General features: G+C 42.9%; 14 protein-coding genes. All 14 read left to right on the top strand.

The window, feature by feature from the left end; translation table 11 throughout:
• The first annotated feature begins 4 nt into the window (after positions 1 to 4).
• Positions 5 to 1360: a VanW family protein gene (locus BAA9072_RS05485; RefSeq protein ID WP_201713649.1), complete on the top strand. Its 1356-nt coding sequence runs from the start codon at positions 5 to 7 to the stop codon at positions 1358 to 1360.
• 21 nt (positions 1361 to 1381) lie between these two features.
• Positions 1382 to 3043: a GspE/PulE family protein gene (locus BAA9072_RS05480; RefSeq protein WP_201713648.1), complete on the top strand. Its 1662-nt coding sequence runs from the start codon at positions 1382 to 1384 to the stop codon at positions 3041 to 3043.
• A gap of 9 nt (positions 3044 to 3052) precedes the next feature.
• A complete protein-coding gene (locus tag BAA9072_RS05475) occupies positions 3053 to 4096 on the top strand; it encodes a type IV pilus twitching motility protein PilT (RefSeq protein ID WP_201713647.1) in 1044 nt (347 codons plus the stop codon).
• Complete coding sequence (locus tag BAA9072_RS05470; RefSeq protein ID WP_201713646.1) at positions 4097 to 5308, top strand: type II secretion system F family protein; 1212 nt, start codon at positions 4097 to 4099, stop codon at positions 5306 to 5308. It abuts the gene before it with no gap.
• Between the two features lie 110 nt (positions 5309 to 5418).
• The gene (locus tag BAA9072_RS05465; protein WP_201713645.1) at positions 5419 to 5883 is read left to right on the top strand and encodes a type II secretion system protein; all 465 of its coding nucleotides are present in this window, start codon (positions 5419 to 5421) and stop codon (positions 5881 to 5883) included.
• Between the two features lie 5 nt (positions 5884 to 5888).
• Entirely contained in the window at positions 5889 to 6632 is a 744-nt protein-coding gene (locus BAA9072_RS05460; RefSeq protein WP_201713644.1) for a prepilin peptidase, read from the top strand.
• Between the two features lie 14 nt (positions 6633 to 6646).
• The gene (pilM, locus tag BAA9072_RS05455; protein WP_201713643.1) at positions 6647 to 7609 is read left to right on the top strand and encodes a type IV pilus biogenesis protein PilM; all 963 of its coding nucleotides are present in this window, start codon (positions 6647 to 6649) and stop codon (positions 7607 to 7609) included.
• Positions 7609 to 8235, top strand: a complete 627-nt coding sequence (locus BAA9072_RS05450) for a PilN domain-containing protein (protein ID WP_201713642.1) — start codon at positions 7609 to 7611, stop codon at positions 8233 to 8235. The genes pilM and BAA9072_RS05450 overlap by 1 nt, the downstream gene beginning before the upstream one ends.
• Positions 8232 to 9008 (top strand): hypothetical protein, encoded by a 777-nt coding sequence (locus tag BAA9072_RS05445; RefSeq protein WP_201713641.1) that lies wholly within the window; start codon positions 8232 to 8234, stop codon positions 9006 to 9008. The genes BAA9072_RS05450 and BAA9072_RS05445 overlap by 4 nt, the downstream gene beginning before the upstream one ends.
• A gap of 11 nt (positions 9009 to 9019) precedes the next feature.
• Complete coding sequence (locus tag BAA9072_RS05440) at positions 9020 to 9460, top strand: type II secretion system protein (protein ID WP_201713640.1); 441 nt, start codon at positions 9020 to 9022, stop codon at positions 9458 to 9460.
• 100 nt (positions 9461 to 9560) lie between these two features.
• The gene (locus BAA9072_RS05435) at positions 9561 to 10541 is read left to right on the top strand and encodes a hypothetical protein (RefSeq protein WP_201713639.1); all 981 of its coding nucleotides are present in this window, start codon (positions 9561 to 9563) and stop codon (positions 10539 to 10541) included.
• A gap of 177 nt (positions 10542 to 10718) precedes the next feature.
• Entirely contained in the window at positions 10719 to 11291 is a 573-nt protein-coding gene (locus tag BAA9072_RS05430) for a Maf family protein (RefSeq protein ID WP_201713638.1), read from the top strand.
• A gap of 28 nt (positions 11292 to 11319) precedes the next feature.
• On the top strand, positions 11320 to 12030 hold the full coding sequence (gene radC / locus BAA9072_RS05425) for a RadC family protein (RefSeq protein WP_330999267.1): 711 nt from the start codon (positions 11320 to 11322) through the stop codon (positions 12028 to 12030).
• A gap of 256 nt (positions 12031 to 12286) precedes the next feature.
• Positions 12287 to 13294: a rod shape-determining protein gene (locus BAA9072_RS05420; RefSeq protein ID WP_201713637.1), complete on the top strand. Its 1008-nt coding sequence runs from the start codon at positions 12287 to 12289 to the stop codon at positions 13292 to 13294.
• Positions 13295 to 13377 lie beyond the last annotated feature (83 nt).

Here is a 13377-nt window from a genome sequence, read left to right as displayed (position 1 = left end):
TGATTTGAAAAGAGGTCTGTTTGTAAAATTAATGACCGTTTTGTTCTTATCCACTTTTTTTCTATACGGGTTTTCCCATTTAGGCGTTTTTGCTTATGAATCGTTCTTTGTTAAGTCACTCAATCTCTCGAAACATGCAGCTGTTGCATCTATTAATTTGGGTGGAGCAAACAAAGAAGAAGCAGTGAAGATACTGGATGAAAGTATAATAGAGTGGAATGGGAAGCAAAACATCATGCTTGAATTGGATGGAGAGAGTGCAAGGATTGATTCTACACTCTTTCAATTCCATCTGGAAGAAAGCATAGAAAACCTTCATGATAATGAAAATACGAGTTTAAATGTGACTATGGATGAAAAAGCTTTCGATTCATTTCTATCGGATCATTTTCCTTCCTACCGGAGTGAAGATATAAACCTGACTTCTTTAAAGGAATACATCCTTTCCTTGGCAGGAAGCCTTACCAAAGAGAAAACGATAAACGTATCCACCTACTTTGCAAGTAATGAGACTACACAAGTCATATACGAGGCAGTATCGAATGAATTAGAGGTTACTCCGACGATCAAAAGCTTCATAGCCAATCATCCCTCCATTCTTATTGAACCGAATTCCCAGTTTTCTTTTTCGAACTTTCTGGAAACAGAAGGATTTGTAGTTGAATCACAGGCTGATTTAAGTCCGGTTGCATCATTGTTTTATCAAATTACCTTACATTCCAATTTTTCCATCATTGAACGAAACATCAGTAAAGAGCTTCCTGATAATGCGGTCTTGGGCTTTGAAGCGAAATTCAATCCTATGAATAATCAGGACTTTGTCATTACCAATCCCAATTCAACGGTTTATGAGCTGAAGCTTGCCATCCAGGATAATAGAATTAAGGCGCAGTTGCAGGGGATTCCTTTTCCGAATTCGTATAACGTCCGATTGTCTGAAAAAGAATCATTTCCTCCACGGATGATTAAGCAGTTCAGCCCGTTCGTTGATAAAGGTAGTGTCGATATTCAACAGCAAGGAAAAGACGGTGTCTTGATCAGGGTCTATAAGCAAAAACTGAGCAATTCAGGTGAAATCCTGTCAGAAGAAATGATCAATGAAGATTTTTATGCCCCTCAGCATAAGATTGCGGTATATCCATTGCAGGAATTACAGGAATCACCGAGTGAAACATTTGATAATGTACCAAACGGAGAGAATGAGGGAGAAACGACAAATGTTGGGGAAGAAGAGGAAACTTCTTCAGTAGAGAAAGAAGAGAGCGCTACTAAGGGGCAGGAAAGTGGAGATTCCCCCCAACAAGATTCTACAGATGCATCAGTCGATAAAGAAAAACAAAAGAAAAAAGATTTTAAATAAGTCATAAAAGCAGGTGATAAGGTGACCACCATTAGAAAAAGGCTTGGAGACCTGCTGGTTGATGCAGGGATCATATCGGAATCGCAGCTACAAGATACCTTGAAAGATAAGGCCAAGGGGCAAAAGTTAGGGGATGCCCTGCTTCAAAGAGGATATATTACGGAACAACAGTTGATTGAAGTGTTGGAATTCCAATTGGGGATTCCACATGTCAGCTTATATCGATACCCCTTTGAAACGAACTTATTCCACCTGATTCCTAAAGAATCAGCGAAGCGGAACTTGATGATTCCACTCAAGAAGGAAGGGGATAGGCTTTTTGTGGCGATGAGTGATCCGTTGGACTTTTACGCCATTGAAGACCTTCGTTTAGCAACAGGCTTCCAAATTGAAACAGCGATTGCGACGAAGGATGATATCCTGAAAGTCATTAATAAGTTCTATGATTTAGAAGATGGTTTTGAAGATCTTTTTCAAGAAAATAAGAATCAAAACAGAGTAGAGGAAGATACGGTGGTGGATTCCGATTCACCTATCGTTCGATTAGTGAACGGTATCCTGTCGAATGCAGTGGCTCAAAAAGCGAGTGACATACATATTGATCCCCAGGAAACAAAAGTCATCATTCGTTACAGGGTGGATGGCATTCTGAGAACCGAAAGAAATCTGCCGAAGCATATGCAAAGTATGTTGATAGCCAGGCTTAAAATCATGGCGAATCTGGACATAACCGAATTTAGAGTACCTCAGGACGGACGTATCAAGGTGAATATCGACTTTCATCCGATCGATCTGCGTGTATCGACTTTACCGACTGTCTTCGGAGAAAAAATTGTATTGAGGATTCTGGATTTAGGTTCCAGTCTGAATGACCTTGCGAAATTAGGCTTCAACAAGGTGAATCAACAGAGATTCATGAAAATGATCCAGCAGCCGACTGGAATTGTCCTCATAACAGGACCAACCGGTTCAGGGAAATCTTCTACTCTGTATGCAGCTTTAAATCACCTGAATAGTGAAGAAGTGAACATCATTACGATTGAGGATCCAGTTGAGTATCAACTGGAGGGAATCAATCAGATCGGTGTGAATCAGAATGTCGGATTGACCTTTGCGAAGGGGCTTCGAGCCATTTTACGTCAAGATCCGAATATCATCATGGTCGGAGAAATTCGGGACAGGGAAACCGTCGAAGTATCCATCCGTGCTTCATTAACCGGACATCTTGTCCTGAGTACCATTCATACCAACGACTCTATCAGTACGGTGACGAGACTGTTGGATATGGGTGTGGAGCCGTTTTTAGTGGCCTCTTCATTAAGTGGAGTCGTCGCTCAACGCTTGATCAGGAAGGTTTGCCGTGATTGTAAGCAGGAGATGCCTGCTACAAAAAGAGAAATTGAGATATTCGCCAAAAGAGGAATGAAAATCGAAACCATCACGAGGGGGAGAGGCTGTTCCTCGTGTAATATGACAGGGTATAAAGGCCGAATCGCCATTCATGAGGTCCTCGTCATGAATGATGAAATGAAGAAGGTCATCCTGAACAATGAACCTTTTTCCAAGTTAAGGGAGCACGCTGTCCGGAATAAAACAATCTTCCTGGTCGATGACGGTCTGTTGAAAGTGAAACAGGGATTGACTACGACTGAAGAAGTATTACGTGTAGCAATTTCAGAGTAGGTGAATGAAATGAAAGAAAAAGTTGATTATCTCCTAAAGTCTGCTTACGAACTTGGTGCGTCCGATATCCACCTTACAGTGGGGTCACCTCCTATCTTCCGCATTCACGGAGACTTGAAAAGATTCGGTAAGGAGAATTTATTGCCCGATAACACGGAATTAATGGCCAGGGCCATCATCTCTGAGTCTATGTATCCTGCTTTTGAAGAAGTGGGTGAATTGGACTTTTCCTATGGAATCCCGGGCGTTTCTAGGTTTAGGGTGAATGCATTCAAACAACGTTCTTGTGTATCTCTGGCTATACGTGTCATCCCGACTTCGATCCCTACAATGGAAGATTTATTTCTTCCACATGCATTGAAGTCGATTGCAGAGAAACCCCAGGGGCTTTTCCTGGTTACTGGACCTACTGGGAGTGGCAAGTCGACAACACTCGCATCCATCGTGGATTATATGAACCGGAAGATGAGGAAGCATATCATCACCCTGGAAGATCCCATCGAATATCTTCACAAACATGGTGCATCCATCATCGATCAACGGGAAGTGGGGTTTGATACAAGGTCATTTTCAAAAGGGCTGAGAAGTGCCTTGAGGCAGGATCCTGACATCATCCTTGTAGGGGAGATGAGGGACCTGGAGACCATCCATACTGCCATCACGGCAGCTGAAACCGGTCATCTTGTGCTGGCGACCCTGCATACATCAAGTGCACCTGCCACCATTGAGCGGATTGTTGATGTTTTCCCCCCGGAACAGCAATCACAAATCCGCGTTCAATTGGCATCAGTCCTTGTAGGGATTCTTTCACAAAGATTGTTTGCCACAGTGGATAAAAAAGGGAGAAGGGCCGCAACAGAGCTCCTGATGAATAATGCGGCAATCGCCAATTTGATCCGGTCTGAAAAAGTCCATCAAATTCAAAATGTCATGCAGACGTCTAAAACATCAGGCATGCACATTATGAGCGATAGTGTGATGAGACTGTACGAAAGTGGCATCATATCAAAGGAAATGGCATTTCCTTACAGCAGAGAGGAGATTCCTCAATAGATGGGACGTTATAAGTACACAGGCAGGGACCAAAAAGGAAAGAAATCGGGAATTATCACTGCATCAACAAAGAAGGATGCACTCATTCAGTTGAAAAAGCAGGAAGTAAGGGTCATTGACATCCTGGAAATGCCTGAAACTCTCATGACCAAAGATATATCGATCGGTAATCCCGTGAAATTACAGCATCTTGTCATTTTTTTACGCCAGTTTGCGACACTCCTTCAAGCCGGCGTTACGGTCGTTGATTCCACTCATATTCTGTCGGAGCAGACAGAAAGCAAGGCATTGGGGAAAGCCTTAAAAGAAATCGAGGATGAACTCAGGGACGGAAATCCATTGTCGGAAGCCTTCTCCCGTCATAAGAAAATCTTTGAGCCCCTTTTGATCAACATGCTGAAGGCAGGGGAAGCGTCAGGCAGTCTGGACGAGACACTGGAAGGGCTCGCTACCCATTATGAAAAGCAACATATCACGAAACAGAAAATCATTTCTGCCCTCGCTTACCCAATGGTTGTCGGCGTCATCGCCATTGGGGTCGTGATCTTCCTTCTGGCTGCAGTGGTGCCGACATTTGTGAATATGCTGACGGATTTTGGCGGTGAACTGCCAGCCATCACCAAGTTCGTTATTGCTTCAAGTGAATTCATGCAAAAATTCTGGTACATTATCATTTTGTTCTTTGTATTCATCTCTGTCGCCCTGGCCATGTTAAGAAAGGACAAGCGCACTAAGTATTATCTGGATTATGCCATCCTGAGGATTCCAATTTTCGGTAAAATGCTTCAAAAAGCAGTCCTCGCGAGAATGACGAGAACATTAAGCTCCTTATTTTCAAGCTCCGTCCCCATTTTGCAGGCATTAGCCATCGTGGAAAAAGTCGTGGAAAATGAAGTAGTGGCACGTGTGATTGGCGAATCCCGGAGATCATTGGAGAAAGGGACATCCCTTACGGATCCGATGAAGCGGCATTGGGCCTTTCCCCCATTGGTGACGCAAATGATCGCAATAGGGGAAGAGACGGGTTCACTTGACTCGATGCTTGCAAAGGTTGCGGACTTCTACGAAAAAGAAGTGGAAAGTGCAACGGACCGTCTGAAATCATTGATCGAACCACTCATGATCGTTATGCTTGCAGGTTTGGTCGGGACCATTGTGACCTCAATTTTAGTCCCGATGTTTGAAATCTTCAATAGTGTTCAGAACTATTAAAAAATACCTAGTATTTTACAAAATATATGATTTTTTTGTCGATTGGTTGTTGTATACTAGTACTAGATTACTAGTTATTAGTAATAGATATATAAACAGGAGGAATTACCATGTTAAAGAAACTGGATCAAAGATTGAAAAATGAGCGTGGATTAACGCTAATCGAATTACTGGCTGTTGTCGTTATTTTAGGGATTATCGCTGCGATTGCGATTCCTAGTATTGGTGGATTGATTAATAACTCGAAGAAGGATGCACATATTGCGAATGCTCAGCAGATGGTGAGTGGGGCTAGGTTGGCAGTGACAGCTGATTCAAGTACAACCGGTAATATCACCATGGACAGTTTAATCTCAAATGGTTACATTGAGGAATTTGATAACCCTTCAGATGACAGTGGCTACGATAAAACAAAGAGTGTTGTAACAATTACTAAGAGTTCTACAACAGGAAACTATTCTTATTCAGTAAAATTAATAGGTAGCAATGGTGGTCAACATTTAAATGGAGATCCTGATGATATTAAACGTTCTGGAGTGACTTTAAAGCCTGATGCAGCAGGAGACTCTGACTAAAAAACATGGTGGTCTTAATTACTCTCTACGGTCTCCTCCTAGGCTCCTTCTACAACGTAGTAGGATTACGGATACCGCTCAAAAAATCAATCGTCAAACCAAGGTCAGCCTGTCCATACTGCCGGCACACGCTGACGGCCAGGGAACTGATCCCGGTAGTATCTTATATCATTCAGGGAGGAAAATGCGCTCAGTGTAAAGGGCGCATTTCTCCTCTTTATCCTTTAATGGAATTTTCCACAGGACTACTATTCTTACTTTCTTATACGATATTAGGCTTACAGCCGGAGTTGATTATCGCTCTTACACTCGTCTCCCTGTTCATGATCATCACGGTCAGTGACCTGAAATATATGGTCATTCCCGATAAAGTGCTATTGTTTTTTTCGGTGCTTTTCATTATAGAACGCTTATTCATCCCGTTAAACCCTTGGTGGGACAGCATTGCTGGTGCCATTACCGGTTTTTGTCTGCTACTCCTGATCGCCATTATCAGCAAGGGGGGAATGGGCGGTGGCGATATTAAATTATTCGCTGTCATTGGCTTGGTTGTAGGGGTCAAAGTGATGATGTTTTCCTTTTTCCTCGCCACGCTGTTTGGAGCAGTGGCCGGAGTAACAGGTTTGCTGTTTGGCGTTTTCAAAAAAGGGCAGCCCATTCCCTTCGGACCGTATATCGTATTAGGAACACTCGCAGCATACTTCTTTCACCAGCCAATTTTGAATTGGTATTTTTCTTTATATAGCTAAAGGGGTCATTCACGATGTTAACACGTCTCTTCAATAAGAATAAAAATAAAATCAATATCGTCATCAGTGATCAATGGATTCGATTTGTGGAATTGAAATCTGTTTCTCCATTACATGTACACCATTTTGGAGAGAAGCGCATTGCGGACGGGATGATCTCTGATGGCAAAATCATTGAAAAAGAAGCTTTCCAGGCCTTTTTGGATGAGTGTGTCCTGGATTGGGGAATCAAAAAGAGGGAAGTCCAATTCATCGTTCCGAATACCCAAATGATCATCAGGAAAATGGCGATATCTTCTGATATTGAGGATGATGAAGTGAAGAGTCACTTGTTCCTTGAAATCGGGACGAGTATACACCTTCCTTTTGAGAATCCGGTTTTTGATGTAGTGGTCGTTGGAAATAAAGGGGATAAGAAAGAAATCATCCTCGTGGCGGCACCAGAAGACATTGTCATGGAATATCAGCAGATGCTGACTGATGCCCATCTAAATCCCGTTGTGGCGGACATTAGCCCACTTGCTTTTTATCGCTATGTACACACATTGGATTTAACTCATAGAGAAAATCATGAAATGCTTCTTTACTTCAATCAGGCAAATGTGACCGTCTCCATCTTTCATGATCATCAGCCCGTATTTTTCAGGCCGATTGGTTTAGGTGAGGATCGGGAATTGATGGATGAACGGGCATATCAGAACAATTTTCAATCCCTTCAATTTGATGACGTGATGAAAGAAATCGACAAAGTGATCAGCTTTTACCGATATACCCTTACAAATGATGAAGCCGTCATTAATAAAGTCTACATAGCCGGCGACCATCCCATGGTAGGGGAAATCCACACCCTGTTATCAGAACGATTTGAGATTGACATCACCAATGTGCCTTCTGTAGCACTGGACGCCTACACCAATGAAGAACTGTCGAGTGAATTTATGCTCGCCATTGGTTTGGGATTAAAAGAGGTGATATAGTGCTCGTCGATATCAATTTATTACCTCAAAATGAAAAGAGAAGCAGACGGTGGCTGTACGTGGTGATCGGTGTGCTGTCCGTGGGGATCCTTGCTGTTATGATTCTTCTTATTCTTGCGGGCACTATTGGAAAAGATGTGGATGTCCTGACGGCGGAATTACAAAGTACTAAGCAGTTAAGAGCGGAAAAAGAACAAAGCATTTCGGATTTTGAATCATCGGACGCCTGGGTACAACTAGAGAGTGCGGTCAGCTGGGCAGAAAGCTACCCCATCGATACCGTACCGGTTTTGGAACATCTTGTGGAATTACTTCCGGAGCGGGGGTTCTTGAAGGAGTTTACATATGCTGAAGATGGACGGAGCCAACTATCGATTCAGTTTGATACAAGCAGTGAAGCTGCCTACTATTTAACTCACTTGAAAGAATCTAAATATATTCAGGATGCCACATTATCATCCCTTGCTACAGAATCGATCTCGGAAAATGATTCTCAATCTGCTGTGAACACGGAAACCATACTGCCCAGGTACTTAGGTCAGTTTGAAATCACGTTAAATAGAAATGAGATTAAAAAAATGGAAACAGAAGAAAGCTCCGATAAGCAGGGGGGCGATTCGGAATGAACATACAATTCGATAAAAAAGAATGGGTGCTGATTGGTGCCTCCCTACTGATTGGAACGTTTCTTATTCTTGGAGGAATTTGGTTCTTCTATTTACCAGTAAAAGATCAACATGAAAGTTTACTGAATGAAATCAAAACGGAAAAAAAACTGATAGAAGCATTGGATGCTAACATTGCATCCATCAAACAGGATTCATTTGAAAATTCGAGTTCTCTCCAGCAGAAAGTTCCGGTTAAACCTCTGACTCAGCAGCTGCTTATTGACCTGGAAAAGGCTGAAATTGTATCGAACAGCTTTATTACAAATATCGAGTTTACAGAGGGTGCTGTGGACCTGCCTGTAACAGGTGAAGCAGCAGGAACTTCTGTTGAGGGTACCACTGAAACGGCGGAGGCGGGATCACTGAACAGCCCTGAAGTCGAGGTATCGTCTGCTGAGTCCCTTCCACAAGGCATTCAAAAGCTGACTGCCACTATGTCTGTTGAAGCAGAAAGCTATTTTGAGATTGAGAAATTCATCAATAAATTAGAAGAGCTGCATCGTATCGTAGAGGTGGAGCAAATTTCTTTCAGTGGACCTGCAGAGTTACACCAATATCAAGATGCATCAGAAAATATCCAAATGAATATAGTCGTGTCCGCCTTTTATTTACCAGGTTTAGTAGAACTTGAAAAGGAGCTGCCAAAGCTGAATGCACCCCTTCCGTCTAACAAAAAGAACCCTTTTCAGCAGTTTCCTGAACAAAAGTCACAAAAACAAGATACCAATTAAAGGTTTGATGAATGATGACTGAAAATGAAAGAGGCTACACGCTTGTAGAATTACTGGCTGTGGTTGTCATACTCGGAATTATAGCTGTCATCGCCGTCTTGGCGATAAACAATATTATTGAAAAATCGAGGAAACAAGCGTTTGTTGCCAACGCCCTTACCATGAAAAGTTCAGCGCAATATTATGCGAAGGATGCCATGCTTCAGGAAAAGGGTACGAATAAGATTACGTATAAAGAATTGCTGGAAGCTCAACTGATAGAGCCCATCTTGGACCCACACTCCAAAACAGTCATGGCTCCGGAAGATACCTCCTATGTACTTGCAGAAGGGGAAAAGGTGCTGTCGATCTGTTTATTGGGAGATGAGTACAATCTTTGTACAAATGATAGTGGTGAGAAAGCAGAGATACCCTTTTCAACTCTATCAATTCAATCTCTGAAGAAAAACTGAGAAATTTGACGAAAACCTATTAGGACAAGACGACAAAAGTCTTGTTCTTTTTTTTATGGGATGTGATAGCATGGAAAAAAATAGATGAAGGAGGGTGGCGATGATGGATAAACGAAACGACAAAGACAAAACGATTTCTATTAAAATCAATGGGGAAAAAACAAAGTTCGACGAAGATCTTCTTGTATATGATTGGAAGTTGGGGGAGTCGGAGGCAGCTGCCGGTGAAGAAGCAAAGGATGATGGGTTTGACTGGATCCTTCCAGACGAAGAAGAAGCAAAGCCTCCACAGGAATATAAAAAGATCAACTATGTAACGGGAAGTAACAAGAAGAAAAAGTCTTTTAAAAATCCTTTTCAGAATTCTGTTAATCTGATCATGTCTTTAATAGGGGCAATTGTCGTAGGGGCGGTTCTTGGTTTCGGGACCCTTAAGGTGATCACGACAACGGACGGTCCTGCTGCACCGGCGGCTACGTTGCAGGATAGCACAGCGACAGGGAAAACGGATGGTCAGCAGTCTGTTTCAGCCGTTGAATTAAAGGATTTCTCCATCTCAATCGTTCAGGGTGGCGTGTATTCGACCAAGGAACAACTGAATGCCATGAAGGATAGTTTGACAGAAAAAGGTTTCTCTAATGCGAGCGTGGAGAAAGACGGGCAATTCTTTTTATTTATCGGAGTTTCGGGAGATCTGGAAACGGCCAAAACCCTTGGAGCATCCTTCAAGGATAAAGGAGTGGAGGTGTATGCAAAGGATTTTGTTCTTGGATCAAAGGGGATCAACGCCTCAAAAGAAGAAAAAACTTTCCTTGAAAAAGGGAATGCCCTCTACAGTGCAATCGCCCAGGTAAGCAGCAGAGGAATGGTCGGAGGCTCTCCGGATGATGCAACAATCAAAACTATCCAATCCGGATTAAAGGAATTGGAAGGGATCAAGGTTGGTCAGGAGTCTATTTCCTCTATGAAAACCTCATTGGTAGAAGCTGGGGATATGGCGGCTCAGATGAAAAACCCGGAGGATGCACAAAAAATACAAGGGGAGTTATTATCTTATCTTCAATTTTATAGCGGATTATAATTTCGACTGATTTTGACTATTTTCTAGGAAATAATTTGTTGAGAGCTGCCTTCGTAACGCCGGGTTCTTCCCTGGTCGCGTTCCGAGGGCAGCTCTATTATTACTTGTTTACTATGAGGGGATTTGGTAGAATATTTTTGTATCTCCCAATTTCTATTCTGAAAGGATTGGTATGGTGTGTCCAACCTCATACTCGCTTCACAATCTCCCCGTAGAAAAGAACTTCTGCAACAAATTCAACTCTCTTTTACCGTAATGGGCTCCAGTGTGGATGAAACCTTTTCGTCTGATTTAATGCCATATGAAGTTGTAATGTACCTCGCCAGGAAAAAAGCCAAAGAAATATCGAATCAATATCCCGCTCACTTTGTGATCGGTTCAGACACTATCGTGACAATGAACGGAAAGATCCTTGGAAAGCCAGGGTCCAAAGAAGATGCGAAAGACATGCTCAGGATGCTCTCCGGTTCAGACCATGAGGTATTTACAGGTGTTGCGATCCTGCATGGTGAGGATGAGAAACTCTTTTATGAAAAAACGGATGTTACGTTTTGGGAGTTGACCTCTAAAGAAATCGATGAGTATATTGCATCTGAAGAACCCTTTGATAAAGCCGGGTCATATGGGATCCAGGGAATTGGGGCGAAATTCGTCAAAGAAATCAAGGGCGATTATTTTTCCGTCGTCGGACTGCCGATCTCACGTGTGAATCGTGTTTTAATCGAAATGGGTTACCTTCAATCAGAATGACTCCTTCACGTAAGAATAGGAGGAACCTATGGTAAAAACAATGCACCAACAGGAAGAAAACAGACTGATGATCAGGGATTTTCCACAGGATGAGAGACCGAGGGAAAGAATGATCCAAAGCGGAGCAGCAAGTTTATCCAATCAGGAACTGCTCGCTATTTTACTCCGTACGGGAACAAAGTCCGAATCAGTTCTTCAATTATCCAACCGGCTCTTAAATCAATTTGATGGATTGAATCTATTGAAGGATGCTTCCCTTGAAGAGATCACAAAAACGAAAGGCATCGGTCTTGCCAAGGCTGTCCAGATCATGGCTGCCGTGGAATTGGGCCGGCGCATCAGCAATCTCGCCTTTGATGACAGATACTCGATTCGTTCCCCTGAAGACGGGGCCAACTATGTCATGAATGATATGAGGTTTTTGTCCCAGGAGCATTTTGTCTGTTTATACCTCAACACCAAGAATCAAGTTCTCCACAAGCAAACCATCTTTATCGGAAGCCTCAATGCCTCCATAGTACACCCAAGGGAAGTTTTTAAAGAAGCCTTTCGCCGCTCCGCCGCATCCATCATTTGCATCCATAACCATCCATCGGGAGATCCGACTCCGAGCAGGGAAGACATAGAAGTGACAAAAAGATTAGTGGAATGTGGTCGAATCATTGGTATTGATATACTCGATCACCTTATAATAGGGGAGAAGAAGTTTATCAGTTTAAAGGAAAAAGGGTATTTATGACACTATGATTTTTATCCTGGATGCGATATAATAAAGTTTATGATTTTTACAAACAATATCGTGATTCAATATAACGTGAGCTTACTGAAATAAGAGAGTCATTCTACAAGGGAATGAGTCTTTTCGTTATGCGTGAACGAACCATTATTGTGACGAAAATTACGAAGATAGAGAGTGATTGGACAACTCTCCTATGAAAACACATAAACCTTATTAAAAAACCAGCCAATTTGTATCAGAAAGGGAGATACCATCCATGTTTGGAACGAAAGATTTAGGGATTGATTTAGGAACTGCTAACACATTGGTGTACGTGAAAGGCAAGGGGATTGTCGTTCGCGAACCATCTGTTGTGGCACTTCAAACAGATAATAAGCAGATCGTTGCAGTCGGAAATGATGCGAAGAATATGATCGGAAGAACACCGGGAAATGTCGTAGCTCTCCGTCCTATGAAAGATGGAGTCATCGCTGACTATGAAACCACCGCCACGATGATGAAGTATTACATAAAACAGGCGACTCGAAACAAGGGAGCGTTTTCACGAAAGCCTTATGTCATGGTTTGTGTACCTTCAGGCATTACCGGGGTGGAAGAAAGAGCGGTTATCGATGCTACAAGGCAAGCAGGTGCCCGTGATGCCTATACCATCGAGGAGCCTTTCGCAGCAGCAATCGGAGCAAATCTTCCAGTATGGGAGCCGACAGGAAGTATGGTTGTGGATATTGGTGGAGGAACGACGGAAGTTGCCATCATCTCTTTAGGCGGAATCGTGACTAGTCAGTCAATCCGCGTTGCAGGAGATGAAATGGACGATGCCATCATTAACTATATCCGGAAAACGTATAACCTGATGATAGGGGACCGTACAGCAGAAACGATTAAGATGGAAGTAGGATCTGCAGGGGACTCTGAAGGTATTGAATCAATGGAGATCCGCGGACGCGACCTTCTGACAGGACTGCCGAAAACGATTGAAGTAACGGCTGTTGAAATTGCATCTGCCCTTCATGACACCGTATACACGATTGTCGATGCCGTTAAGAGTACGCTTGAGAAGACACCTCCGGAACTCGCAGCAGACATTATGGATAGAGGGATTGTGCTGACAGGAGGCGGAGCGCTTCTTCGCAACTTGGACAAAGTGATCAGTGATGAAACGAAGATGCCTGTGCTTATCGCAGAAGAACCACTGGATTGCGTGGCAATCGGGACTGGGAAAGCCCTTGACCACATTCACCTATTCAAAACAAGAGGAAAATAATAATCGATAGCAATAGGGGGCGTTTCCTTATGGATGCAAGTGCAGCCTTAAGGCCGGCCCCATCTTTTTTCGAAGAACCATGA

The sequence above is a fragment of the Rossellomorea arthrocnemi genome, from assembly GCF_904424705.1.
GTDB classification, from domain to species: domain Bacteria; phylum Bacillota; class Bacilli; order Bacillales; family Bacillaceae_B; genus Rossellomorea; species Rossellomorea arthrocnemi.
This window is presented reverse-complemented; position numbering and strand designations above follow the sequence as displayed.

Bases quoted from the DNA above. Each gene is read 5' to 3' on its own strand.
- radC (WP_330999267.1), top strand. From the start codon at position 11,320: ATGGTAAAAACAATGCACCAACAGGAAGAAAACAGACTGATGATCAGG.
- BAA9072_RS05435 (WP_201713639.1), top strand. From the start codon at position 9,561: ATGATGGATAAACGAAACGACAAAGACAAAACGATTTCTATTAAAATC.
- BAA9072_RS05475 (WP_201713647.1), top strand. From the start codon at position 3,053: ATGAAAGAAAAAGTTGATTATCTCCTAAAGTCTGCTTACGAACTTGGT.
- BAA9072_RS05465 (WP_201713645.1), top strand. From the start codon at position 5,419: ATGTTAAAGAAACTGGATCAAAGATTGAAAAATGAGCGTGGATTAACG.
- BAA9072_RS05420 (WP_201713637.1), top strand. From the start codon at position 12,287: ATGTTTGGAACGAAAGATTTAGGGATTGATTTAGGAACTGCTAACACA.
- pilM (WP_201713643.1), top strand. From the start codon at position 6,647: ATGTTAACACGTCTCTTCAATAAGAATAAAAATAAAATCAATATCGTC.
- BAA9072_RS05470 (WP_201713646.1), top strand. From the start codon at position 4,097: ATGGGACGTTATAAGTACACAGGCAGGGACCAAAAAGGAAAGAAATCG.
- BAA9072_RS05440 (WP_201713640.1), top strand. From the start codon at position 9,020: ATGATGACTGAAAATGAAAGAGGCTACACGCTTGTAGAATTACTGGCT.
- BAA9072_RS05460 (WP_201713644.1), top strand. From the start codon at position 5,889: ATGGTGGTCTTAATTACTCTCTACGGTCTCCTCCTAGGCTCCTTCTAC.
- BAA9072_RS05445 (WP_201713641.1), top strand. From the start codon at position 8,232: ATGAACATACAATTCGATAAAAAAGAATGGGTGCTGATTGGTGCCTCC.